Raw genomic sequence first — 22706 nt, 5'->3', positions numbered from 1 at the left:
CGATCCCCTTCAGTTTGCCCCATCCACCCCCGGCCGCGTCACCACTCTGGTTAGACCATGGTCGAAAGTGAGCGCCCAGCAGGGCCGGGTTCGACCAATGGCGAATAGCCGCTATACATAATCGCCCCGCAGTCTCGGCTCGACCGTGCCCCACGCGCGGCATCACCTTGCCACTTGGGAGAGAGGGCAACATGAGCCACCGTACGTTGAAAGCCGTGCGCAAACCTTTGGCGGCCTGCCTGTTGGTCGCCCTGGTCGCACCGGGCATGGCGTTCGCTGAGACCGCCAAAGAGAAAGCGCTGGAAGCACGCGTTGCCGAACTGGAACGCCAGGTCCAGCTGCTGCTGTCTTCGCAGCAACAACAACAGACCCAGATCAGCCAGACCCAGCAGGCGGTGACCGAAGTCCGCACGGTGCAGGCCGAGCAGAAGCCGGTCGCCTCGGTGCCGGCGGGCAAGCAGCCGATCCAGGTCACCACCATCACCCCGGGCGCCGCGCCGGGCACCACGGTCAAGATCGGCGGCTTCATCAAGGCCGATTTCCTCGCCACCCAGACCAGCGATGGCCAGCTGGCCGACGACGCCACCGGCCGCTCGCTGTACCTGCCGGGCCAGACCCCGGTGGAAGGCGCCGGCGGCAGCGGCAAGCGTTCGGGTACCGATTTCAACGCCCACGCCAAGTTCTCGCGCTTCAACCTGGGCATCGACAACGTGAGCGAATCGGGCAACAAGGCCGGTGCGTTCTTCGAGATGGACTTCTTCGGCAACTCGCTGGGCAACCAGACCGCGACCAATACCTACGGTGTGACCCTGCGCCACGCCTACATGTACTGGAACAACTGGATGGCCGGCCAGACCTGGTCCAACTTCATGGACGCGGCCGCACTGCCGGAAGCGGTCGACTTCGTCGGTCCCACCGACGGCGTGATCTTCGTGCGGCAGGCGCAGGTGCGCTACACCCAGGGTGGCTTCAGCGTCGCGCTGGAAAACCCGGAAACCACCACCCTCACCGGCACCCGCAACCCGGTCACCGGCGCCTGGACCAACGCGAGCGCCAACTCCGATCGTGGCAGCCTGCCTGATCTGACCATGCGCTATGGCTGGAAGGGCGACTGGGGCACCTTCGGTGTCGGCGGCATCGTCCGCCAGCTGAAGGTCGACAACCAGGCCACCGGCGCCAAGGCCGACAAGGTGGCCGGCGGCCTGACCCTGGGCGGCAAGTGGGTGATGGGCGACAGCGATTCGCTGCACTACCAGCTGACCGGCGGCGAAGGCATCGCCCGCTACATCGGCCTGGGCATCACCGCCGACAGTGCCTACGACGTTGCCCGCGACGAGCTCAACCCGACCGGCGTGCTTGCCGGCTACGTGGGCTGGCGGCATGCGTTCTCGCCGAAGCTGCGCACCAACCTGATCTACGCGCGCAGCGACTACGACAACGACAGCATCCTCGGCCCGCTGGTGACCAAGAGCGTGCAGAGCATCCGCGGCAACATCTTCTACTCGCCGCTGCCCAAGGTCGATATCGGTGCGGAGCTGATGTACGGCCGTCGCGAAGTGGAGAACGGCAACAAGGGTGACATCACCCGGTTGCAGTTCACCACGAAGTACAGCTTCTAAGAGCGTGCCGGCCAGCGGCCGGCACCTACCGAGATAGGGTGCCGGCCAAGGTCGGCACCTACCGAAATGGGGTGCCGGCCAAGGTCGGCATCTACCGAATTGAGTGCCGACCAACGGTCGGCACCCACCAACAACGATTGCTTCGGAGGGGAAGCGTCCCATGTCCAGTACACCCAGCACCGCCCATAAAGCGGGCACCCTGACCAAGGGCCACAAGAAGGTCATCTTCGCCTCGAGCCTCGGTACGGTCTTCGAGTGGTATGACTTCTTCCTGTATGGCTCGCTCGCCGCCATCATCGCCAAGCAGTTCTTCAGTGGCGTCAATGAAACCACGGGCATGATCTTCGCCCTGCTGGCGTTCGCTGCCGGCTTCTTCGTGCGTCCGTTCGGCGCGGCCTTCTTTGGCAGCCTCGGCGACCGCATCGGCCGCAAGTACACCTTCCTGGTCACCATCCTGATCATGGGCATCTCGACCTTCCTGGTCGGCGTGCTGCCCAACTACGCTTCGATCGGTTTCGCCGCGCCGGTGATCCTGATCATCCTGCGCCTGGCCCAGGGCCTGGCGATGGGCGGCGAGTACGGCGGTGCCGCCACCTACGTGGCCGAGCATGCGCCGGACGACAAGCGCGGCCTGTACACCAGCTTCATCCAGTGCACCGCCACGCTCGGCCTGTTCATGTCGCTGCTGATCATCCTGGCCTGCCGCTACTTCCTCGGCAACGAAGCCTTCGAAGCCTGGGGCTGGCGTATTCCGTTCCTGGTGTCGATCCTGCTGCTGGGCGTGTCCGTGTGGATCCGCCTGCAGCTGAGCGAATCGCCGCTGTTCCAGCAGATGAAGTCCGAGGGCAAGGGTTCCAAGACCCCGTTCCGTGACAGCCTGAAGGGCGGCAACCTGAAGCTGATGCTGCTGGTCCTGCTGGGTGCTGCGGCTGGCCAGGCGGTGGTCTGGTACGGCGGCCAGTTCTACGCGCTGTTCTTCCTCAGCAGCATGCTGAAGGTCGATGCCACCACTTCCTACCTGCTGATCGCCGCCGCGCTGGCGCTGGGCGTGCCGTTCTTCATCTTCTTCGGCTGGCTGTCCGATCGCATCGGCCGCAAGAAGATCATCCTGGCCGGCTGCCTGCTGGCGGCTGTTACCTACATCCCGATCTTCAAGGGCCTGACCCACTTCGCCAATCCGGCCATCGAAGAAGCCCGCAGCAGCTCGCCGGCCCTGGTCGTGGCCGATCCGGCCACCTGCTCGTTCCAGTTCGATCCGGTCGGCCTGCGCAAGTTCACCAGCTCCTGCGACGTGGCCACCGCCGCGCTGACCAAGGCCGGTGTGCCGTATGACGTGCAGCCCGCCGCCGCCGGTTCGCTGGCGATGGTGAACGTGGGCAGTGCCAGCGTCACTTCGTATGAAGCCGCTGGCCTGACCAAGGAAGACGGCAAGGCCAAGGCTGATGCCTTCGGTGCGGAGCTGAAGACCGCCCTGACCACCGCTGGTTACCCGGCCAAGGCCGATGGCGCACGCATCAACATCGCCGGCACGATCTTCATGCTGTGGCTGCTGGTGCTGTACGTGACCATGGTCTACGGCCCGATTGCCGCCTACCTGGTCGAACTGTTCCCGACCCGCATCCGCTACACCTCGATGTCGCTGCCGTACCACATCGGCAACGGCTGGTTCGGTGGCTTCCTGCCGGCGATCTCGTTCGCGCTGGTGGCCGGTACCGGCAACCTGTACTACGGCCTGTGGTACCCGATCATCATCGCGCTGATGTCGGTGGTGATCGGCGGCCTGTTCCTGCGCGAGACCAAGGACGTGGATATCACCAAGTAACCGGCGCGCCGACCAACGGTCGGCACCCACCGGGTTTCAGGGGCCGCGGTGCAGACCGCGGCCTTTCTGTTTGTGGGGTGGCGACTGGGGTCGGATCCCTTTCGCGCGCGAATGGGCTCCGACCCTAACAGCAGGACGTGCTACTCCGAGCATCCATCGCTCAGCTCAAGCTGTCGCCTTGAAAACGCTTCGATGCAGAACCGACGCTGCGCGCTCTCATCGCCTGCCTGGCGGATCTGCCTGCGCAACTGGTCGGCTCCCGGGCAACGCGCAGCGCGAGCGACAACGAGGTTGCATACAGAAACGAACGGGAAGTGGACGTCATGGCGTGGAATGTTCAACTTCTCGTCCCAGGCCTCGAACGGAAAGAGCACATGTAACAAGCCATCTGCCGCTTCATCCTCGCTTGGTCGCGTAAGGGCGACATCCGGTGCATCCCTGAGCAACGTCGCATAGGCGTCCAGGAGGCGACGGCCGTGCCGATCATGCTCCGCCGGTGTGCTCGCCTGCCGCAAGGCGGTGTAGTACGGGAAGAGGCTATCTACATCGGGTCCGCTGCAGGTCACGCCGGATGAACATGAGCTGTCATTGACGGGAATCTGCACACGGCAGGTCGAACGCTCAAGCCTCTCTGCAAGCGCCTCGAGCACCCTGCCAATACTGGCACCGTGTGAGGCATCGCCCTCGAGCTCGCCGACGACGGCGGCCAGGGTGTCGCCCAGCAATGGGATGTGTTCGTGCTCGGTGTTCAGGTCGATTGCCGCGACATCAATGGACTGCTCGCTGGCATCGGAAACTCCGGGCATGAGAAGACATCCGGTCAGAAATGCAAATACGCGTCGCATCTACACATGTTATTGGAGGTGGGACACCACCTTCAGCACGCTGACGTCGTTAAGCAATGAAACAAGTACGAATCTACATATCAGCCAAGTACTCAATCGTACCGATGCGAGGTGACGTATCCAGCCACACGGAACACTGGAGCTTCTAGCAAGAACTGCCAACTTATGACGCAAATGGCCCGAATTCCCTTTGTTCGCCAGTGCGTCCCATAGCATGGGTGATTCATCGAATCGGATCGGGGCATGCGCAGCGTACTTCTGGCAGCGATCATCACTGTCTCAGCGTCATCGCCTGACGCAGAAACGCATGTAGCTGCCGACGGTGCGGCACCGCATGGAAGCCTGCGAGTCGAGGAAAGATCGCCCGTGATCAAACAACTATGCAAGACAGAGAAGGTCTGGCTGTCCTGGAACAACGCCGTACCAAACGCAACATTGGTGACCTGCGACTGCAGTTGCACATCGCATGACAACTCAGGATGGCTTGTCGAGGCGCAAGAAGTCGGCACCTATCGGGTGCATCGCGTCTCTCTCGGCAAGGTTTTCAGTCCCACGGAGTTCTGTCGGGCTGGTGCGCGGATTCAGGACATCGTCTCGTCGCATCCGTGGTGTTCAGTCGCTATATCGAGCATGCCGATGAATGCGATCTTTGCGACGTTGGTGAAGCAGCCCACGGAATCGGGCGATGAGCCTTACTGCTTTATGCCCCACTTCTTCGTAGGTGATCCAAAAGCCCCCCTGAGAAGAACTCCAGTGTCGGGTGAACTGTTCTCCGATGCGCCCGCAGCAGAGTCAGCAGTGATCGTGCGGGAGATCGAGATCCTGCATGACTGGAGGCGGGAATCTGCGAGTGAGTAGCGCTGCGTAGCGCATTGATTCCCTCGGACAAAGTATGAGGGCTATACATGCTGGAGTTTCAGTGATGTTTGTTTTGAAGCGCGTGGCGCTGGCATTAACTGTTGGCCCACCTCTGCTCTTATCTGCTTACGCTGTGGATGCCAGTGCGATCTATGGCGTCAACCACACTCACTGGGCGATCAACCGATTCAGTGTCGATGGCCGTTCGGCGATTGACGTTATTGGTCCATATCAAGGTGGCGGAGGAGGATGCTGTTACATGACTCCAGATCGGTGGCGGCCAGGGATGATGGTACGGGTCGATTGGGAAACCGGGACAGGGAGTACAGCGGGATTCCCTGGGTTTGCAGATGAGGCGAAGTACGACGCTTGGCTGCAACAAATCGAGGCACAAAAGCGCAGGCACAGCAAAGTCGTCCCCGTCCCGGATTACACCAACCAGAAAGTCTGCGGCATCACCGTGCATTTCCTGCCCTGCGATGAGATTCAGGTCACCACCTCCTGTTACGCCTACGGCAGCCCTGAGTATCCGATCAAGATTCCGCTTGAGTTGCCAGAACCGCCGTCATGCCCGGCAGAGCGTACCGAGCAGCAGAAGGCGTAGTGAGGGACGGGATTGCATGCGAGGGTGAGCGCATGCACGTTGGTGGCGAGGTTCCCGAATGAGACCCCGTGCGAAGGCGTGAAGGTTGGCATGCGAGTCGAGCACGGCTCGACTCTACAATCGGCCCATGACCACCACCACGCCGACCGACCTGCCCGCCATCCTGCACACCCTGCGCAGTGCCTGGCGGTCGCAGCGCCCGTCGCTGGACCAGCGCGAGAATGACCTGCGCCGCCTGCGCGAGGCGCTGAAGCTGCGCCTGGACGAAATGGCCCAAGCCATCGCCGAGGACTTCGGCCACCGTGCCCACACCGAATCGAAGCTGGCCGACGGCATGAGCGTGCTGTCGGCCATCGACCACCTGCGCCGTCACCTGCGCCGCTGGTCGAAGCCGCAGCGCGTCGGTGCCGGCTGGCGGCTGTGGCCGGCGCGCGCGCAGCTGCGGCCGACGCCGCTGGGCGTGGTCGGGGTGATCTCGCCCTGGAACTACCCAGTCACGCTGGCATTGGTGCCGCTGGTCACCGCCATTGCCGCCGGCAATCACGTGTTGCTCAAGCCCTCCGAACACACGCCGTGCACCAGCGCGTTCCTGGCCGATCTGCTGGCCAGCGTGTTCCCGCCCGATCGCGTGGCGGTGGTGCAGGGTGGGGCGGATGTGGCCGCGGCGGTGTCGTCGCTGCCGCTGGACCATCTGCTGTTCACCGGCTCGACGGCCGTTGGCCGCAAGGTGATGGTCGCTGCCGCCGAGCATCTGGTGCCGGTCACGCTGGAACTGGGCGGCAAGTCGCCGGCCATCGTCTGCCGCGATTTCCCGCTGGACAAAGCCGCTGCGCGGCTGGCTACCGGCAAGTGGTTCAACGCCGGGCAGACCTGCATCGCGCCGGATTACGTGCTGATCGACACCGCGCGCCAGCGCGAGTTCGTGCAGTCGCTGCAGCAGCAGGTGCGCGAACGCTACGGCGATTTCAGCAGCGCCGACGACTACACGCGCATCATCAACGAAGGCCAGTACCGGCGCCTGCAGGGTTATCTGGCGCAGGCGCGCGAACGCGGTGTGCCGGTGATTCCGTTGGCGCAGGTGGATGATGCGCGCGCCGACCGCGAGCGTCTGCTGGTGCCCACCGTGGTGCTGGACCCGCCGGACGACCTGGACCTGATGCGTGAGGAGATTTTCGGACCGATCCTGCCGGTGCGGGCGTACCCGGATCTGGATGCGGCGCTGGCCGACGTGCTGTCCCGCGACCGGCCGCTGGCGCTGTATCCCTTCAGCCATGACCGGGCCACGGTGGAGCGCATCCTCGGCCAGGTGGTGGCCGGCGGGGTGACAGTGAATGACACGCTGCTGCACTTCGCCGCCGATGGCCTGCCGTTTGGCGGGGTGGGGGCCAGCGGCATGGGCGCGTACCACGGCCGGGCCGGGTTCGATGCCATGAGCAAGCAGCTGCCGGTGCTGTGGCAGTCGCGCTGGGCTGCCAGTGACCGGCTGCGGCCGCCGTATTCGAAGATTGCGGGGTTGTTGAAGCTGTTGCTGCGGTAGTGCCGGCCGCCGGCCGGCAACTGCAGGGTCTTGCCGACGGTTCATGGGGTTGCCGGCCAGCGGCCGGCACTACCGGTGGGTGCCAACCCGCGCGGCCCCTTCCGGTGGGTGCCAACCTTGGTTGGCACGCGTGAACCCCATGCGCCAACCAAGGTTGGCGTCTACCAAACCTAGGCCGGGTAGAATGGCCCCCATGAAGATCGCCTCGTGGAACGTCAATTCGCTCAATGTCCGCCTGCCGCACCTGGAGCAGTGGCTCAAGGAGTTCGGCCCGGACATCGTCGGTATCCAGGAAACCAAGCTGGAGGACCACAAGTTCCCCGATTCGGCGCTGATCGCCGCGGGCTACCGCAGCGTGTTCGCCGGCCAGAAGACCTACAACGGCGTGGCGCTGCTGTCGCGTGAGCCGGCGCAGGACGTGCAAATCGGCATTCCCGGCTTCGAGGACGAGCAGAAGCGCGTCATCGCCGGTACCTTCGGCGACCTGCGGGTGATCAACCTGTACGTGGTCAACGGCCAGGACATCGGCACCGACAAGTACGACTACAAACTGCGCTGGTTGGAGGCGGTGCATGCGTGGATCGCCGAAGAACTGCAGCGGCACCCGAAGCTGATCGTGATGGGCGACTTCAACATCGCCCCGGACGCGCGCGATGTGCACGACCCGGAGGTGTGGAACGAGAATCACATCCTGACCTCCACCGCCGAGCGCGGCGCGCTCAACAAGCTGCTGCAGCTGGGCCTGCACGATGGCTTCCGCCTGCACAACGACGAGGCGGGCACCTTCAGCTGGTGGGATTACCGTGCCGCCGGCTTCCGCCGCAACCTGGGCCTGCGCATCGACCTGATCCTGGTCTCCGATGCGTTGAAGGGCAGCGCGGTGGCCTCGGGCATCGACCGCGAGCCGCGCACCTGGGAACGCCCGAGCGACCATGCGCCGGCGTGGGTGGAAGTAGAGTCGAGCTTGCTCGACTGATCTCCCATGCAGTCGAGCAAGCTCGACTCTACAGAACGGGGCCCGACGATTGCCGGGCCCGTTCTGGAACATCTGCCGGCCAGTGGCCGGCACTACCCTCGGATCACCGTATGCTCTTGCGGGTGAACAGGTTGACGATCGCCAGCAGGATCACCGCGCCGATCAGCGAGAACAGGAAGGTGCGGAGGGTGATCGCTTCGTTGATGCCGCCGCCGAACAGCCAGCCGGAAATCAGCGCGCCGACGATGCCGACCACGATGTTGAGGATGATGCCCTGCTGGGCATCGCGCTTCATGATGATGCTGGCCAGCCAGCCTACGATGCCGCCGACGATCAGCCAGATGATGATGCCCATGATCGAACCTCCGGTGGGAAACTGTGACCAGTTGACGCGCACGGCCGTGAACCCGTCGTGCAATTGCGTGATGGGCGCGTGCGGATGAGCCTGCCAGCCACCCTCGACGGCCCGTGGCGCTTCGGTCCGGTAACGGTCTGGCGGCGTCCGCACGTGCCGGGCCAGCGCGGTGAACCGCGGGCGCGGCAGGTACTGGCGCAGGCGCTGGGCACCGATCCGCAGACGCTGCCACTGGTCCGTGACGACAAGGGCCGGCCGGAGCTGAGCGGCGCGTTGGCCCACTACGGCACCGGCTGGAGCCACAGCGGCGAGGTGCTGCTGGTGGCGCTGGGCGAGGGCGTGCGGTTGGGCGTCGACCTGGAACTGCTGCGCCCGCGGCCGCGTCTTCTGGAAATCGTGCAGCGCTTCTTCCACCCCGAGGAAGTGGCCTGGCTGGAAAGCCTGGACGAGGCCGGGCGCGAGCACTGGTTCTTCCGCGTGTGGTGCGTCAAGGAGGCCATCCTGAAGGCGCACGGGCAGGGCATCTCGTTCGGCCTGCACCGCCTGCAGCTGGCACCGGGGGCCGATGGCGCCCTGCACCTGCGCTGGTGCGCCCCGGAACTGGGCGAGGCCGCGCGCTGGCACCTGCACGAATGGCAGGCCACCGGCCAGTTCCGCGCCGCATTGGCCTGGTATCCACACTGAAGCGGGGAATCAGCGCGCAAAACCGGCGATAATGGCGGCATGAGCGAACACCCACTTCCCGCCAGCGTGGCTGCCACGCTGGAACAGGGCCTGGCCAGCATGGGCCTGGACGCCGCGCTGGCGCCGCCGCTGCTGCGCTACCTGGCCCTGCTGCACCGCTGGAACGGCACCTACAACCTCACCGCCATCCGCGACCCGCAGGAGATGGTTACCCGCCACCTGCTCGATTCGCTGGCGATGCAGCCGTTCGTGGCTGATGGCAGCCTGGCCGACCTCGGTACCGGCCCCGGGTTGCCCGGCATCCCGCTGGCGATCGCCTGCCCGGGCCTGCAGGTCACCCTGGTGGAGAGCAACGGCAAGAAGGCGCGCTTCATGCGCGAGGCCGTGCGCCAGCTCGGCCTGGGCAACGCCCGCGTGGCCGAATCGCGGGCCGAAGCGCTGGACGAGGCCGGTCGTTACGACCAGCTGACCGCGCGCGCAATGGATACCCTGGCCGGCATCGTCCGTGTCGGTGGCCATCTGCTGCGCCCCGGTGGCGTGCTGCTGGCCATGAAGGGCGTCTACCCGCATGAGGAGATCGCGGAACTGCCGGCTGGCTGGCAGGTGCGTGAGGTGACCGCGCTGAGCGTGCCCGGCCTGGCCGGCGAACGCCACCTGGTCACCGTTACAGGTCCCTGATTCCCGCCGCCAGCCCTTTGTGGAACAACGGGTTGGCGATCCACGATTTCCGCAAGGGGCCGGTTGTACGCATAATGACCGGTCCCAACCATCCGTCGACGAGGCACACCCGCATGGCCCGCATCATCGCCATCGCCAACCAGAAGGGTGGCGTCGGCAAGACCACGACCGCCGTCAACCTGGCCGCTTCCCTGGCCAACGCACCCAAGCGCGTGCTGTTGGTCGACCTGGACTCGCAGGGCAACGCGACCATGGGCAGCGGCGTGGACAAGCGTGAGCTGGCGGCCTCCACCTGCGATCTGTTGCTGGGCGAGAACAGCGCCGCCGATGTGCGCGTGCAGACCGCCGAAGGCTACGACCTGCTGCCGGGCAACATCGACCTGACCGCCGCTGAGATCCAGCTGATGGGCCAGAGCGAGCGCGAGCAGCGCCTGAAGCGCGCATTGGCGCCGATCCGCGACGAGTACGACTACATCCTGATCGATTGCCCGCCGGCGTTGTCGCTGCTGACGCTCAACGCGCTGGCCGCCGCCGATTCGGTGATCGTGCCGATGCAGTGCGAGTACTACGCATTGGAAGGCCTGAGCGCGCTGGTGGAAACCATCGAAGCGCTGCGCACCAGCCTGAACCCGGCGCTGGAGATCGAAGGCGTGCTGCGCACCATGTTCGACGTGCGCAACAACCTGGCCAACGCAGTGTCGGCCGAGCTCACCGAGCACTTCGGCGACCGCGTGTTCCGCACCATCGTGCCGCGCAACGTGCGCCTGGCCGAGGCACCCAGCCATGGCCAGAGCATCGTCGGCTACGACCGTGCCTCGCGCGGTGGCGTGGCCTACCTGGGCCTGGCCGGCGAGATCATCCGCCGCAACAACGAACGCAACAAGGCCGGCAAGGCCGTGGAGACCGTCTGATGACCAGCAGCAAGCCGGCAGCCAAGAAGCGAGGCCTCGGCCGTGGCCTGGACGCGCTGCTGGGCCCGAAAGGCGCGGTCAGCCAGGTGCAGGCCACCACTGCGGTGATCGAACCGCTGCCGGGTGAAGTGCTGCGCAAGTTGCCGGTCGGCCAGCTGCAGCCGGGCAAGTACCAGCCGCGCCGCGAGATGGACGAGGGCAAGCTCTCCGAGCTGGCCGACTCGATCAAGTCGCAGGGCGTGATCCAGCCGATCCTGGTGCGCCAGCTGCCGGCAGGCAACTACGAAATCGTCGCCGGTGAGCGCCGCTGGCGCGCATCGCAGCTGGCCGGCCTGGACGAAGTGCCGGTGGTGGTGCGCGAGCTGGAAGACCGCACCGTCATCGCGATGGCGCTGATCGAGAACATCCAGCGCGAAGACCTCAATCCGCTGGAAGAAGCCGAGGCGCTGCAGCGCCTGATCAGCGAGTTCACCCTGACCCATGCCGAGGCCGCCGAGGCCGTCGGCCGCTCGCGCGCGGCGGTGTCCAACCTGCTGCGCCTGCTGGAGCTGCCGGTGGCGATCCGGCTGCTGCTGGAAACCCGCCGCCTGGAAATGGGCCACGCCCGCGCGCTGCTGACCCTGGCTCCCGAGCTGGCTGGCAAGCTGGCGCAGGAAGCGGCCGATGAAGGCTGGTCGGTGCGCGAGGTCGAGCGCCGTGCGCAGGCCTTCGCCGCCGGCAAGGTGCCGAGCAACCGCCCGGTGGCGACGCCGAAGGTGCAGCAGGCCGACATCGCCTCGCTGGAAACCGAACTGTCCGAAGCACTGGGTGCCAAGGTGGCGATCAACCACGGCCGGGGCGGCAAGGGCAAGCTGATCATCCACTACACCGATCTGGATACCCTGGACGGCGTGCTGGAAAAGCTGCGTACGCGCCAGGGCTGAGCCCGGCGCAGCGCCAGGGGGTGCGGCCTGTTCCCGCCGCGTCCTGCAGATGACAGGGAACGCACCGCCGCGCGTGCCGGGGATGCACCGCTCTCCGGTCCGTGGCCTCATCCAGGGAACAGGACATGAGCAACGAATACGAGGACGTCAGCCCGGACGGCACCCAGATACTGGTACATCGCCGCGAAAAGGACTTCGTGCCCGCCATCGGCGAAGAACAGCACATCGAGGCGATCAGCGCCCACCTCGAACGCCATCTGGGCCCGGTGTCCGGTGTCTTCCACGAGATCATCTCCGACCTGGTGCACATCGACGTGCACGTGGTGCCGGCCAATGACCACTGCCCGTACCTGCGCCTGGTCACCTCCGGCATGAGCGACCTGCCGATGACCGTGCCCGCCGAGGTGGACGCGGACGTGCCGCGCTACATGGAGCTGATGGTGACCCTGCCGGCCGACTGGCCGATGTCCCAGGACGCCTTCGAGGACGAGCGCAATTACTGGCCGGTGCGCCTGCTGAAGGGCATGGCGCGGTTGCCGCACGAGTACGACACCTGGCTGGGCTTCGGCCACACCATTCCCAACGGCCATCCCAGCGAGCCCTATGCGCCGGGCGTGGGTTTCGACGGTGCCATCGTGCTGTCGCCGGTGACCGCCCCGGAGGACTTCGCCACGCTGGCGCTGGAGGACGGCAGAACCATCAGCTTCATGAGCCTGGTGCCGCTGTACCCGGAAGAGATGGACCTGAAGCTGAAGAAGGGCGCCGACGCCCTGCTCGACCGCTTCGATGCGAAGCAGATCAACGATGTGATCGAGCCGGGCCGGGTCAACGTCGCCAGGAAGCGTTTCGGTTTGTTCTGAGACCGGTAACATCAGGGGCCTGAATTTCTGCTTCCGGGCCCCTGCCATGACCATCCTGCTTACCGGCGCTGCCGGCTTCATCGGTGCCTATACCGCCCGCGCGCTGCTGGAGGCGGGCCAGCCGGTGGTCGGCCTGGACAACTTCAACGACTACTACGACCCGCAGATCAAGCGCGACCGCGTGGCCGCGCTGTGCCCGACGCTGGACCTGCGCACCCTGGACCTGACCGACCAGCAGGGCCTGGCTGCGCTGTTCGACGAGGTGAAGCCGACCGCGGTGATCCATCTGGCTGCACAGGCGGGCGTGCGCTATTCGCTGGAAAACCCGCAGGCCTACGTCGACAGCAACCTGGTCGGCTTCGTCAACATGCTCGAGCTGTGCCGCCACCGTGGCGTGCAGCACCTGGTCTATGCCTCCAGCAGCTCGGTCTACGGTGATTCGGCCACGCCGCCGTTCTCCGAGGACCAGCGCGTGGACCAGCCGCGCTCGCTGTATGCGGCCACCAAGGCGGCCAACGAGCTGATGGCCTACACCTACGCGCAGCTGTACGGCCTGCATGCCACCGGCCTGCGCTTCTTCACCGTGTATGGCCCGTGGGGCCGGCCGGACATGGCACCGTTGCTGTTCTCGCGCGCGGTGCTGGCCGGGCGGCCGATCGACGTGTTCAACGAAGGCCGCATGCAGCGCGACTTCACACATGTCTCCGACATCGTGTCCGGTATTCTCGGCGCGCTCGCGCATCCGGCCGATGGTCCGGTACCGCACCGGGTGTTCAACCTCGGCAACCATACGCCGGTCGAGCTGGAGCGCTTCATCAGCGTGATCGAGCAGGCTGCCGGCCGCCCTGCGCAGAAGGTCTACAAGCCGATGCAGCCGGGCGACATGGTGCGCACGATGGCCGATACCCGGCGCGCCCATGACGCATTCGGCTTCGACGCGGTGACCCCGATCGAAGCAGGGTTGCCCCCCGTCGTGCAGTGGTGCCGCGAGTATTTTGGCGACCGCGCCTGAGGAGGGATCCTCACACAGCCGGATTCATCTTCGGATAACCTCGGCTTCGGAGAATGCGCGGTCTTTGTCCCCCTTTGGCCGAGTGCCTTATGAGCCAACCCGAGCTTTCCGTTGTCGTCCCGGTGTTCAACGAACGCGACAATGTCGCCCCGCTGGTTGCCGAAATTACCGCCGCACTGCGTGGGCGACTTCCGTTCGAGATCGTCTACATCGACGACCACTCGCGCGATGACACCCTGGTGGTGCTGCAGGGCCTGAAGGCGACCACCCCGGAACTGCGGGTGCTGCACCATGTGAATCAGAGCGGGCAGAGCACCGCCGTGCGCACCGGCGTCAAGCACGCACGTGCGCCGTGGATCGCGACCCTGGATGGTGACGGGCAGAACGATCCGGCCGACATTCCCAAGCTGCTGGCGGCGCGCGCTGCGGCCGAGGCGCAGGTGAAGCTGTTTGCCGGCTGGCGCGTCAACCGCCAGGACAGCGGCAGCAAGCGCTGGGCCAGCAAGTGGGCCAATGCCATCCGTGCACGCATGCTGCGCGACGATACGCCCGATACCGGCTGCGGCATCAAGCTGTTCGAGCGCAGCGCGTTCCTCGACCTGCCGTACTTCGACCATATGCACCGCTACCTGCCCGCGCTGATGCAGCGTGCCGGCTGGAAGACCACCAGCGTGCCGGTCAACCACCGCCACCGTACCGCCGGCGTGTCCAAGTACAACAACCTGGGCCGTGCACTGGTCGGTATCCGTGACCTGCGCGGCGTGGCGTGGCTGATCACCCGCAGCAAGCGCACCGCAGTGGAGGAGCGTTGATGGACCTGGAGCTGCACTGGCTCGACCAGCCGCTGACCTGGTTGTACTGGACCGGCCTGCATGTGACCGGCTGGAAGCTGATCGGCTACACCGGCGCGCTGATGTTCGGGGGCCGCTGGCTGGTCCAGTTCATCGCGTCCAAGCGTGCGGGCAAGCCGGTGATCCCGCGCCTGTTCTGGTACATGAGCGTGGTCGGCAGCCTGATGACGCTGAGCTACTTCCTGTTCTCGGCCAAGCAGGACTCGGTGGGCGTGCTGCAGAACCTGTTCCCGGCGTTCACCGCGCTGTACAGCCTGCAGCTGGACATCAAGCACCGGGGCTGGAAGCGGGACAAGGCCAGCCACTAGGTCTTCGGGGCCTCATCCGGTAGCTGCCGACCTTGGTCGGCGCTGGGTTTGGGGGCCAACCAAGGTTGGCCGCTACCGGAGCCCCGGTCTGCCACGCTACGGTAGATGCCGACCTTGGTCGGCGCTGGGTTTGGGGGGCCAACCAAGGTTGGCCGCTACCGGGGCCCCGGCCTGCTGCGCAGGCAGGACCTTCGTCCCATGCCACGGGCCGTGGGCGGTGCCATCATCGGGGTCTGCCTTCCCGGGAACCTGTGCTCGTGAAAACCCGTCTTGCCGTTGCCCTGCTGATCGCCCTGTCCACCCCCGCCGTAGCCCTGGCCGCACCGCCCGCCGCCGCCGCACCGGCCAGCGTGGCCACCGAATCGCCCGCCGATGCCGCCTTCCGCGCGCTGTACGAGAAGGAATGGAAGTGGCGCCAGGAGGGCGGCGGCGAGGCCAGTGAGGACGAGGACGCTCCGGCCAATGCCACCCGCATGCCCGACGTCGGCCCGGCCGCGCAGCAGGCGCGCCTGAAGGTGTGGGATGAAACCCTGGCTGCACTGAAGAAGATCGACCCGAAGACCCTGTCGCCCGACAACCAGGTCAACTACGCGATCTACCGTGACCAGGTGTTCAACCTGGCCGAAGAAACGCGTCTGCGCGGCTACGAGATGCCGTTCAACGCCGACTCCTCGTTCTGGTCCAACCTGTCCTTCATGGCCCGGCGCGAGATGAAGACCGTGCAGGACTACCAGAACTACATCGCCCGCCTGAATGATGTGCCGCGCTACTTCGGCCAGCAGACCGAAAACATGCGCGCCGGCCTGAAGCGAGGTTTCAGCGTGCCGCGCGCGGTGCTCGATGGCCGCGAGGTGTCGATCGCCACCGTCGCCGAGCTGAAAGACCCGACCGAATCGCCGCTGTACGCGCCGTTCAAGAAGCTGCCCAACAGCATTCCGGCCGCCGAGCAGGCCAGGCTGCAGGCGCAGGCGCGTGAAGCGATCAGCGGCAAGGTGGTGCCGGCGTTCCAGCAGCTGCGCACCTTCTTCGTCAACGAGTACGTGCCGCAGGCGCGCACCACGCTGGCCGCCGAAGCGATGCCCGATGGCAAGGCGTACTACAAGCAGCAGATCCACGAATACACCACGCTGGACCTGTCGCCGGACGAGATCCACCGCATCGGTCTGGATGAAGTTGCACGCATCCAGAAGGAAATGAACGACATCATCAAGCAGGTGAAGTTCAAGGGCAGCTTCGCCGAGTTCCTGACCTTCCTGCGCACTGATCCGCAGTTCTATGCGAAGACGCCGGAAGAGCTGCTGTCGCGCGCCGCATGGATCTCCAAGCGGGCCGACGGTCAGTTGGGCAAGTACATGACCTTGCCGCGCGCGCGCTTCACCATCGTGCCGGTGCCGCCGGACATCGCGCCGTTCTGGACCGCCGGCCGCGGTGGCATGGGCACCTACTGGCTCAACACCTACAACCTGCCGTCGCGCCCGCTGTACAACCTGCCGGCGCTGACCCTGCATGAATCCGATCCGGGCCACGCGCTGCAGGGTGCCATCGCCGCCGAGCAGAAGAACCTGCCCGAGTTCCGCCGCAACGCCTACATCTCCGCCTACGGCGAAGGCTGGGCGCTGTACTGCGAGAAGCTGGGCGTGGAGATGGGTATCTACGAAACCCCGTACGAGGATTTCGGCCGCCTGACCTATGAGATGTGGCGCGCCGCGCGCCTGGTGATCGACACCGGCGTGCACAGCAAGGGCTGGACCCGCGAGCAGGCGTTGGCCTACCTGCGTGACCACACCGCGCTGAGCGAGCATGAAGTGACCACCGAGGTGGACCGCTACATCTCCTGGCCGGGCCAGGCGCTGAGCTACAAGCTGGGCGAGATCGCCATCGTGCGCCTGCGCGCGCAGGCCGAGAAGGAACTGGGCGACAAGTTCGACATCAAGGGCTTCCACGACACCCTGCTCAAGCAGGGCTCGGTGCCGCTGCCGGTGCTGGAACAGCAGATCCAGGCCTACATCGCCGAGCGCAAGAAGGCCTGACCGTGCAAGGGTAGTGCCGGCCGCTGGCCGGCAACCCGCATGCACCGCAATTGTTCGACATTGCCGGCCAGCGGCCGGCACTACCAGGGATCGGAAAACGGGGTCGGATCGCATGATCCGACCCCGTGGTCTTTCAGCCCACCGCCCGCGGCTTGGCTACCCGCGCCGCAAAGGTCGGCAGCACCAGCAGGGTCAGCACGGTGGCGGTGATCAGGCCACCGATCACCACTGTCGCCAACGGCTTCTGCACCTCCGCACCGGAACCGCTGGCAATCGCCATCGGAATGAAGCCGACGATCGCCACCAGCGCGGTGGTCAGCACCGCGCGGATACGGCTCGATGCACCGTTGATCGCTGCCTGCAGCGGCAGGTCACCGGCATCCAGGCGTTCGCGGATCGCCTGCATCAGCACCAGGCCGTTCAAGGTGGCCACGCCGGAGACGGCGATGAAGCCGACCGCCGCTGATACCGAGAACGGCATGCCACGCAGCAGCAGCGCGAGGATGCCGCCGACCAGCGCCAGCGGCACGCAGCTGAACACCAGAATGGCTTCCTTGCCGCTGCGCAGGGCCATGAACAGCAGGCTGCCGATCAGCAGGAACACCACCGGCACCACCGTTGCCAGTCGCTTCTCCGCGCGCTGCAGGTTCTCGAACTGACCGCCCCAGGTCAGGTACGCACCCGGCGGCAGCGCCACGTCTGCCACCGCCGCCTGTGCTTCCCCCACGAAGCCGCCCAGATCACGGCCACGCACGTTGGCCTGCACCACCACGCGGCGGCTGCCGTTGTTGCGGCTGATCTGGTTCGGTCCTTCGCTGACCGTGATGCGCGCGACCGACGACAACGGAATCACCAACCCCGATGGCGTGGCGATCGGCAGCGAGGCCAGCTGGTCCGGATCGTTGCGCGAGGCATCGTCCAGGCGCACCACCACGTTGAAGCGGCGATCACCTTCGAAGATCTTGCCCGCCGCGGTGCCACCAATGCCGGTGGACAGTGCATCACTGACGTCTGCGGCGGTCAGGCCGTACTGCGCCGCCGCCACGTGGTCGATCGCCACGTTCAGGGTGGGCAGGCCGGAGATCTGTTCCACCCGCACGTCGGCCGCGCCGTTCACCGCACGCAGCTTCAGCGCCACCTGGTCAGCCACCTTCTGCAGCTGGCTGAAGTCATCGCCGAAGATCATCACTGCCAGGTCGGTACGCACGCCGGAGATCAGCTCGTTGAAGCGCAGTTCGATCGGCTGGCTGAACTCGAAGCTGTTGCCCAGTTGCTGCCCGGCCAGCTTTTCGAAGCGCGCCACCAGTGCGTCCTTGGCCAGCTTCGGATCGGGCCAGTCCTTGCGCGGCTTCAGCACGATCACGCTGTCGGAGATGTTGGTCGGCATCGGGTCGATGGCCGCCTCGGCGGTACCGGTACGCGAGAAGACGGTTTCCACTTCCGGCTGCTTGGCGATCGCTTTCTCCAGCGCGAGCTGCATCGCCAGCGACTGCTCCAGCGAGGTCGACGGCACGCGCAGGGCCTGCATCGCCACGTTGCCTTCGTCCAGCGTCGGCATGAACTCGCGGCCCAACAGCGAGAACGCGCCGATGCCCACCACCACCATCATCACCGCACCGGCCAGCACCGTGCGCGGATGCGCCACGGCCTTGCGCACCACCGGTTCGATGCGTGCACGCAGCACGCGGATCAGCTTCGTCTCGTGCTCGCCATCTTCGGCATGCGTATCGCCGTCCCTCACCTTCGGCTCGCGCACCAGCAGCGCGGCCATCGCCGGCACGAAGGTGAAGGAGAACAGGAAGGCACCGACCAGGGCCAGCATGAAGGTCGCCGCCATCGGGTGGAAGGTCTTGCCCTCCACACCTTCCAGCGTGAGGATCGGCGCGAACACCAGCAGGATGATCAGCTGGCCGAAGGCCGCAGGGCGCGCCATCTTCATCGCCGAATCGGCGGCCACGCGCAGGCGTTCCATCGCGGTCAACGCACGGCCCAGTTCGGCGCGGCGCTGGCCCAGCATCAGCAGGGTCGACTCGACCACGATCACCGCACCGTCCACCAGGATGCCGAAGTCCAGCGCACCCAGGCTCATCAGGTTGCCGCTGATCCCGAAGCGGTTCATGCCGATCACTGCGAACAGGAACGACAGCGGAATCACCAGCGCGGTGATCGTCGCTGCACGCAGGTTGCCCAGCAGCAGGAACAGCACCACCACCACCAGCAGCGCGCCCTCGGTGAGGTTCCTGGCCACGGTCTTGATGGTGGAATTGACCAGCACGCTGCGGTCCAGCACCGGCGCGGCCACGATGTCGGCCGGCAGCGACTTGTTCACCTGCTCCAGGCGCGCCGCAGCGGCCTGCGCCACGGTGCGGCTGTTGCCGCCGGCAATCATCAGCGCGGTACCCAGCACGGCTTCATGGCCGTTGCGGCTGGCCGCACCCAGGCGCGGCGCGCGGCTCAGCTCGACCTCGGCCACATCGGCCACGCGCACCACCACGCCATTGCGGGTCGCCACCGGGGCCTGTGCCAGATCCTCGGTGGTCAGCGCCAGGCCATCGGCACGCACCACCAGTCCTTCGCCGGCGCGCTGCACGAAACCGGCACCGGCCTGCACGTTGGAACGCTGCAGGGCGGTGACCAGATCGGCCAGGCCGAGGCCGTGCGCGGCCAGCCGTGCGCTGTCCGGATGCACGCCGTATTCCTTGACGTATCCACCGACCGTATCGACGCCGGCCAGCCCCGGGCTGGAACGCATCTGCGGCGCGATGATCCAGTCCTGCACGGTACGCAGGTAGGTGGCACGTTCTTCCGGCGTGCGCAGCAGATTGCCTTCCGGCGTGCGGTAGACCTCGCCAGCCTGCCAGCCGGCTTCACCCGGCTTGGCCAGCCTGGCCGGATCGAACGCGGTGAAGTCCACGGTCCACATCAGCACTTCGCCGAGGCCGGTGGTAACCGGCGACAGCATCGGCGACGTGCCATCGGGCAGGTCTTCAGATGCCTCGCGCATGCGTTCGGCCACCTGCTGGCGCGCGAAGTAGATGTCGGTCGCATCGGTGAAGATCGCGGTGACCTGCGAGAAGCCATTGCGCGACAGCGAACGCGTGGTGGTCAGGCCGGGAATGCCGGCCAGCGCGGTTTCCAGCGGATAGGTCACCTGCCGCTCGATCTGCTCCGGCGTCAGCGCCGGTGCCACCGTGTTGATCTGCACCTGGCGGTTGGTGATGTCCGGCACCGCGTCGATCGGCAGCTTGCCCAGCTGGAACAGGCCCACCGCAGCAATCAGCGCCGCCATGAACACCACCAGCCAGCGGTGGCGCACCGCTGTTTCAATGATCAGCTTGAACATGGTCGCTTCCTCAGTGGCCGTGCTCGGCTTCGCCCTTGGCCAGTTCGGCCTTGAGCAGGAAGGCGTTGCTGCCAACGATGCGCTCGCTGCCGGTCAGGCCACCGAGGATCTCGATGCGGTCACCGGCACGGCGCCCAGCCAGCACCGGCTGCGCCTTGAAGCCGCCTTCGACGGCGACGAACACCGCGCTGCTGCCATCGACGTTCTGCACTGCATCGGCCGGGACGCTGAGCGAGCCGTCCTGGCCTTCGGTGACCACTACGGCCGATACCGGCGAACCGGCCGGCGGCAGCGACGCATCCACAGGCGTGGCACGGATGACCGCGACGCCGCCCTGCTGGCGCACATCGGCGGCCGAACCGGTGACGGTGGCGGTGAAGCTGCCACCCGGCACGCTGACTTCCAGCTTCATACCGGGCGTGACCTGCGCGGCCAGCGCGGGCGGTGCGGTGAACACCAGCTCGTTCATCGTCGGGTCGGCGACGTCGGCCACCGCGCTGCCGGCGGCGACCACGCCGCCCGGGGTGACCTGCACGTTGCCGACGATGCCGGCCACCGGGCTGGTGATGCGCACGCGACCGCTGGCATCGGGCGCACCGTTGGCGGCGGCCTGGGCCTGCGCGGCAGCAGCCTGGGCCTGTGCCGCCAGCGAACGTGCACGCGAGGCTTCCATCTCCTGGCGGGCGACCACGCCCTGGTCGACCAGCGCCTTGTCGCGACCATAGGCCAGCCGCGCGGCTTCGGCTTCGGCCGCTGCGGCCAGCGCATTGGCGCGGAACACCGCCGCTTCGCCGCTGACCACGATCGCCAGCGCCTGGTTCTGCTTCACCGCGGTGCCCGGCGCGACCAGCACGCGCTCGACGCGGCCGGTCACCGTGGAGGCCACCGACGCGCGTGCGCCGACCGACGGTTCGACCCGGCCGGACAGGCGCGTGGAACCACCGCCACCGCGACCGATCGCGACCACTTCAATACCGGAGGCCTTGATCTGCTCCGGGGTCAGCTGCACCACGCCTTCGTCGGCGTCAGCAGGCGCCTTCGCGGTTTCTGCCTTGGCTTCCTTGCTGCCGGCGGCATGGCCGTGGCCATCGTCGGTGCCGGCCTTGGCCGCAGCGGGGTTTTCATTGGCAGGCGTCTGCGCGTTGCCGGCGCAGCCGGCCAGCAGCATGGTCAGCAGCACGCCGCCGATCAGCGGGAAAGTACGGGAGAGAGTCATTTGGCCTCCACAAAAGGTGCGCGCCCTTCCAGGCGGGCAAGATCGATTTCCGCGGCGACGCGCGACAGGCGCGCATCCACGGCGGTGCCGCGGGCGGCGATGAGGGCGCTGCGCGTGCTGCGCAGTTCCAGCTGCGAGATACGTCCGGCGTCGAAGCCGACGCGGGCCAGGCGATACGCCTCTTCGGCGGCGACCACGCTTTCATCGGCGGCGCGGGTCCGGCTTCCGGCGGCTTTCAGTCCGGCTACGGCGGAGAGACGTGCCGCCTCGCTGTCGCGGCGCTGCTGGTCCAGGCGGGCCTCGGCCGCGCGCTGGTCGGCATTGGCGGCGCGGATGCCCCCGCGGTTGCGGTCGAACAGCGGGATGCTGAGGCTGACCCCGAGGTTGTAGGCACGCTCGCCGCCTTCGCGGAAGCGGGTCTGCGCGGCGGTGACACTGAGGTCGGGCAGGGCACGCTTGCGCTCCACCTCGACCAGCTTGCCCGCCGCATCGGCTTCGGCTTCGGCGATGCGCACCGCCAGTGCCACGTCGGTGGCGCCACGCGGCAGCGGCGGCGCACGGTCGAGCAGGCTGTCTTTGATCGACTGCACCGGTGCATCCAGCAGCGCGGCACCGGCCAGGCGGGCCAGCGCGGCATCGCGGAAGGCCTGTGCCTCATCCAGTGAAGCACTGGCGTTGGCCACTTCGCTCTGCGCCTGCACCGCACGGAGCTGGGGTTCGCGGCCCTGCTTGACCATCGCGTTGACGGCGTTGGCGTCATCGCGGGTGAGGGTCAGTGCTTCTTCGGCCAGGGTGTAGCGGCGCAGTGCACTTTCCGCCTGTGCGTAGACCACCGCCAGCTGGCTGGCCACGTCGCTGCGGCTTTGGGCACCACGCAGGTTGGCGGCCTGTGCTTCGGCCCGGGCCGCACGGACGCGCGCGCCACGCTGGCCCCAGACCTCCAGCGGCTGGGACAGGGTGAGCACGGTATCGGCCTTGCCCATGCCGCCATAGGAGCCGGTGCCCCAGGCGTTTTCGGCGGAGTAGGAGAGGGAAGGATTGGGCAACGCACGGGCCTGGTCGGCACGCGCATCGGCGGCCTCGGCCAGTGCCGTACCCACACGGGTACCGGGCAGCTGGTCCAGGCGTTCAAGCAGGGTGTCGTAGGAGGGGGCGGCTTGCGCCATCACCGGTGCCGCCGGGGCCAGGCCCAGCAACACGGCGACGACCAGCCCGGCCGCGCGCGGCGACCGAGGTGTCAGGATCGACATAGGGGGATTCCGGTTGTGAGTGAA

General features: G+C 66.6%; 20 protein-coding genes. 15 read left to right on the top strand and 5 right to left on the bottom strand.

Features of this window, described 5'->3' with window-relative positions:
• Window positions 1-191 precede the first annotated feature (191 nt).
• Complete coding sequence (locus ACX9OT_RS13950; protein WP_049399159.1) at window positions 192-1619, top strand: DcaP family trimeric outer membrane transporter; 1428 nt, start codon at window positions 192-194, stop codon at window positions 1617-1619.
• 160 nt (window positions 1620-1779) lie between these two features.
• On the top strand, window positions 1780-3441 hold the full coding sequence (locus ACX9OT_RS13945) for an MFS transporter (RefSeq protein WP_032128465.1): 1662 nt from the start codon (window positions 1780-1782) through the stop codon (window positions 3439-3441).
• 140 nt (window positions 3442-3581) lie between these two features.
• On the opposite strand, the gene ACX9OT_RS13940 is transcribed toward ACX9OT_RS13945, so the two are convergent.
• Window positions 3582-4247: a hypothetical protein gene (locus tag ACX9OT_RS13940; protein WP_277778810.1), complete on the bottom strand. Its 666-nt coding sequence runs from the start codon at window positions 4245-4247 to the stop codon at window positions 3582-3584.
• A gap of 282 nt (window positions 4248-4529) precedes the next feature.
• On the opposite strand from ACX9OT_RS13940, the gene ACX9OT_RS13935 reads away from it, so the two are divergent.
• The 4 genes from ACX9OT_RS13935 to xth all read left to right on the top strand — a co-directional run bounded on the left by ACX9OT_RS13935 (window position 4530) and on the right by xth (window position 8261).
• Complete coding sequence (locus ACX9OT_RS13935; protein WP_277778811.1) at window positions 4530-5144, top strand: hypothetical protein; 615 nt, start codon at window positions 4530-4532, stop codon at window positions 5142-5144.
• 64 nt (window positions 5145-5208) lie between these two features.
• Window positions 5209-5748, top strand: a complete 540-nt coding sequence (locus ACX9OT_RS13930; protein ID WP_277778812.1) for a Tli1a family immunity protein — start codon at window positions 5209-5211, stop codon at window positions 5746-5748.
• Window positions 5749-5875: 127 nt separating this feature from the next.
• Window positions 5876-7285 carry a coniferyl aldehyde dehydrogenase gene (locus ACX9OT_RS13925; RefSeq protein WP_277778813.1) on the top strand — a complete coding sequence of 470 codons (1410 nt, stop codon included), beginning with the start codon at window positions 5876-5878 and terminating at the stop codon, window positions 7283-7285.
• A gap of 193 nt (window positions 7286-7478) precedes the next feature.
• Window positions 7479-8261 (top strand): exodeoxyribonuclease III, encoded by a 783-nt coding sequence (xth, locus tag ACX9OT_RS13920; RefSeq protein WP_277778814.1) that lies wholly within the window; start codon window positions 7479-7481, stop codon window positions 8259-8261.
• A gap of 103 nt (window positions 8262-8364) precedes the next feature.
• Here xth and ACX9OT_RS13915 read toward each other — a convergent pair whose 3' ends face one another.
• Window positions 8365-8616, bottom strand: coding sequence for a GlsB/YeaQ/YmgE family stress response membrane protein (locus ACX9OT_RS13915; RefSeq protein ID WP_014648887.1), 252 nt, complete (start codon window positions 8614-8616; stop codon window positions 8365-8367).
• A gap of 84 nt (window positions 8617-8700) precedes the next feature.
• Here ACX9OT_RS13915 and ACX9OT_RS13910 point away from each other — a divergent pair, with 84 nt between their 5' ends.
• The 9 genes from ACX9OT_RS13910 (at window position 8701) to ACX9OT_RS13870 (ending at window position 16873) form a co-directional block, all read left to right on the top strand.
• Window positions 8701-9300: a 4'-phosphopantetheinyl transferase family protein gene (locus ACX9OT_RS13910; RefSeq protein ID WP_277778815.1), complete on the top strand. Its 600-nt coding sequence runs from the start codon at window positions 8701-8703 to the stop codon at window positions 9298-9300.
• A 39-nt stretch (window positions 9301-9339) separates the two neighbouring features.
• Entirely contained in the window at window positions 9340-9978 is a 639-nt protein-coding gene (gene rsmG, locus ACX9OT_RS13905) for a 16S rRNA (guanine(527)-N(7))-methyltransferase RsmG (RefSeq protein ID WP_277778816.1), read from the top strand.
• A 113-nt stretch (window positions 9979-10091) separates the two neighbouring features.
• Complete coding sequence (locus tag ACX9OT_RS13900; RefSeq protein ID WP_019661751.1) at window positions 10092-10889, top strand: ParA family protein; 798 nt, start codon at window positions 10092-10094, stop codon at window positions 10887-10889.
• On the top strand, window positions 10889-11812 hold the full coding sequence (locus tag ACX9OT_RS13895; protein WP_005411652.1) for a ParB/RepB/Spo0J family partition protein: 924 nt from the start codon (window positions 10889-10891) through the stop codon (window positions 11810-11812). The genes ACX9OT_RS13900 and ACX9OT_RS13895 overlap by 1 nt, the downstream gene beginning before the upstream one ends.
• A 125-nt stretch (window positions 11813-11937) precedes the next feature.
• Window positions 11938-12672, top strand: a complete 735-nt coding sequence (locus ACX9OT_RS13890; RefSeq protein ID WP_277778817.1) for a suppressor of fused domain protein — start codon at window positions 11938-11940, stop codon at window positions 12670-12672.
• Window positions 12673-12718: 46 nt separating this feature from the next.
• Entirely contained in the window at window positions 12719-13684 is a 966-nt protein-coding gene (locus ACX9OT_RS13885; protein ID WP_049424262.1) for an NAD-dependent epimerase/dehydratase family protein, read from the top strand.
• An 89-nt stretch (window positions 13685-13773) separates the two neighbouring features.
• The gene (locus tag ACX9OT_RS13880; protein ID WP_107433458.1) at window positions 13774-14496 is read left to right on the top strand and encodes a glycosyltransferase family 2 protein; all 723 of its coding nucleotides are present in this window, start codon (window positions 13774-13776) and stop codon (window positions 14494-14496) included.
• Window positions 14496-14843, top strand: coding sequence for a lipid-A-disaccharide synthase N-terminal domain-containing protein (locus ACX9OT_RS13875; protein ID WP_005414908.1), 348 nt, complete (start codon window positions 14496-14498; stop codon window positions 14841-14843). Before ACX9OT_RS13880 ends, ACX9OT_RS13875 begins: the two co-directional genes overlap by 1 nt.
• Before the next feature lie 257 nt (window positions 14844-15100).
• Window positions 15101-16873, top strand: coding sequence for a DUF885 domain-containing protein (locus ACX9OT_RS13870; RefSeq protein WP_049424257.1), 1773 nt, complete (start codon window positions 15101-15103; stop codon window positions 16871-16873).
• A gap of 133 nt (window positions 16874-17006) precedes the next feature.
• Here the strand turns inward: ACX9OT_RS13870 and ACX9OT_RS13865 are convergent, their stop codons facing one another.
• Genes ACX9OT_RS13865 through ACX9OT_RS13855 form a run of 3 tightly spaced genes read right to left on the bottom strand, consistent with a single transcriptional unit; the run spans window position 17007 to window position 22682 of the window.
• On the bottom strand, window positions 17007-20216 hold the full coding sequence (locus ACX9OT_RS13865) for an efflux RND transporter permease subunit (RefSeq protein ID WP_277778818.1): 3210 nt from the start codon (window positions 20214-20216) through the stop codon (window positions 17007-17009).
• Between the two features lie 10 nt (window positions 20217-20226).
• Window positions 20227-21432, bottom strand: a complete 1206-nt coding sequence (locus ACX9OT_RS13860; RefSeq protein WP_277778819.1) for an efflux RND transporter periplasmic adaptor subunit — start codon at window positions 21430-21432, stop codon at window positions 20227-20229.
• Entirely contained in the window at window positions 21429-22682 is a 1254-nt protein-coding gene (locus ACX9OT_RS13855; protein ID WP_277778820.1) for a TolC family protein, read from the bottom strand. The genes ACX9OT_RS13860 and ACX9OT_RS13855 overlap by 4 nt, the downstream gene beginning before the upstream one ends.
• Between the last annotated feature and the right edge of the window lie 24 nt (window positions 22683-22706).

The organism is Stenotrophomonas genospecies 3 (assembly GCF_054473855.1).
The sequence above is the reverse complement of the archived record's forward strand: the minus strand, read 5'-3'. Positions and strand labels throughout refer to the sequence as shown.

What these genes read in the sequence shown, in the direction of transcription:
- ACX9OT_RS13950 (WP_049399159.1), top strand. Translation starts at nt 192, where the DNA reads ATGAGCCACCGTACGTTGAAAGCCGTGCGCAAACCTTTGGCGGCCTGC.
- ACX9OT_RS13945 (WP_032128465.1), top strand. Translation starts at nt 1,780, where the DNA reads ATGTCCAGTACACCCAGCACCGCCCATAAAGCGGGCACCCTGACCAAG.
- ACX9OT_RS13940 (WP_277778810.1), bottom strand. Translation starts at nt 4,247, where the DNA reads ATGCCCGGAGTTTCCGATGCCAGCGAGCAGTCCATTGATGTCGCGGCA.
- ACX9OT_RS13935 (WP_277778811.1), top strand. Translation starts at nt 4,530, where the DNA reads ATGCGCAGCGTACTTCTGGCAGCGATCATCACTGTCTCAGCGTCATCG.
- ACX9OT_RS13930 (WP_277778812.1), top strand. Translation starts at nt 5,209, where the DNA reads ATGTTTGTTTTGAAGCGCGTGGCGCTGGCATTAACTGTTGGCCCACCT.
- ACX9OT_RS13925 (WP_277778813.1), top strand. Translation starts at nt 5,876, where the DNA reads ATGACCACCACCACGCCGACCGACCTGCCCGCCATCCTGCACACCCTG.
- xth (WP_277778814.1), top strand. Translation starts at nt 7,479, where the DNA reads ATGAAGATCGCCTCGTGGAACGTCAATTCGCTCAATGTCCGCCTGCCG.
- ACX9OT_RS13915 (WP_014648887.1), bottom strand. Translation starts at nt 8,616, where the DNA reads ATGGGCATCATCATCTGGCTGATCGTCGGCGGCATCGTAGGCTGGCTG.
- ACX9OT_RS13910 (WP_277778815.1), top strand. Translation starts at nt 8,701, where the DNA reads ATGAGCCTGCCAGCCACCCTCGACGGCCCGTGGCGCTTCGGTCCGGTA.
- rsmG (WP_277778816.1), top strand. Translation starts at nt 9,340, where the DNA reads ATGAGCGAACACCCACTTCCCGCCAGCGTGGCTGCCACGCTGGAACAG.
- ACX9OT_RS13900 (WP_019661751.1), top strand. Translation starts at nt 10,092, where the DNA reads ATGGCCCGCATCATCGCCATCGCCAACCAGAAGGGTGGCGTCGGCAAG.
- ACX9OT_RS13895 (WP_005411652.1), top strand. Translation starts at nt 10,889, where the DNA reads ATGACCAGCAGCAAGCCGGCAGCCAAGAAGCGAGGCCTCGGCCGTGGC.
- ACX9OT_RS13890 (WP_277778817.1), top strand. Translation starts at nt 11,938, where the DNA reads ATGAGCAACGAATACGAGGACGTCAGCCCGGACGGCACCCAGATACTG.
- ACX9OT_RS13885 (WP_049424262.1), top strand. Translation starts at nt 12,719, where the DNA reads ATGACCATCCTGCTTACCGGCGCTGCCGGCTTCATCGGTGCCTATACC.
- ACX9OT_RS13880 (WP_107433458.1), top strand. Translation starts at nt 13,774, where the DNA reads ATGAGCCAACCCGAGCTTTCCGTTGTCGTCCCGGTGTTCAACGAACGC.
- ACX9OT_RS13875 (WP_005414908.1), top strand. Translation starts at nt 14,496, where the DNA reads ATGGACCTGGAGCTGCACTGGCTCGACCAGCCGCTGACCTGGTTGTAC.
- ACX9OT_RS13865 (WP_277778818.1), bottom strand. Translation starts at nt 20,216, where the DNA reads ATGTTCAAGCTGATCATTGAAACAGCGGTGCGCCACCGCTGGCTGGTG.
- ACX9OT_RS13860 (WP_277778819.1), bottom strand. Translation starts at nt 21,432, where the DNA reads ATGACTCTCTCCCGTACTTTCCCGCTGATCGGCGGCGTGCTGCTGACC.
- ACX9OT_RS13855 (WP_277778820.1), bottom strand. Translation starts at nt 22,682, where the DNA reads ATGTCGATCCTGACACCTCGGTCGCCGCGCGCGGCCGGGCTGGTCGTC.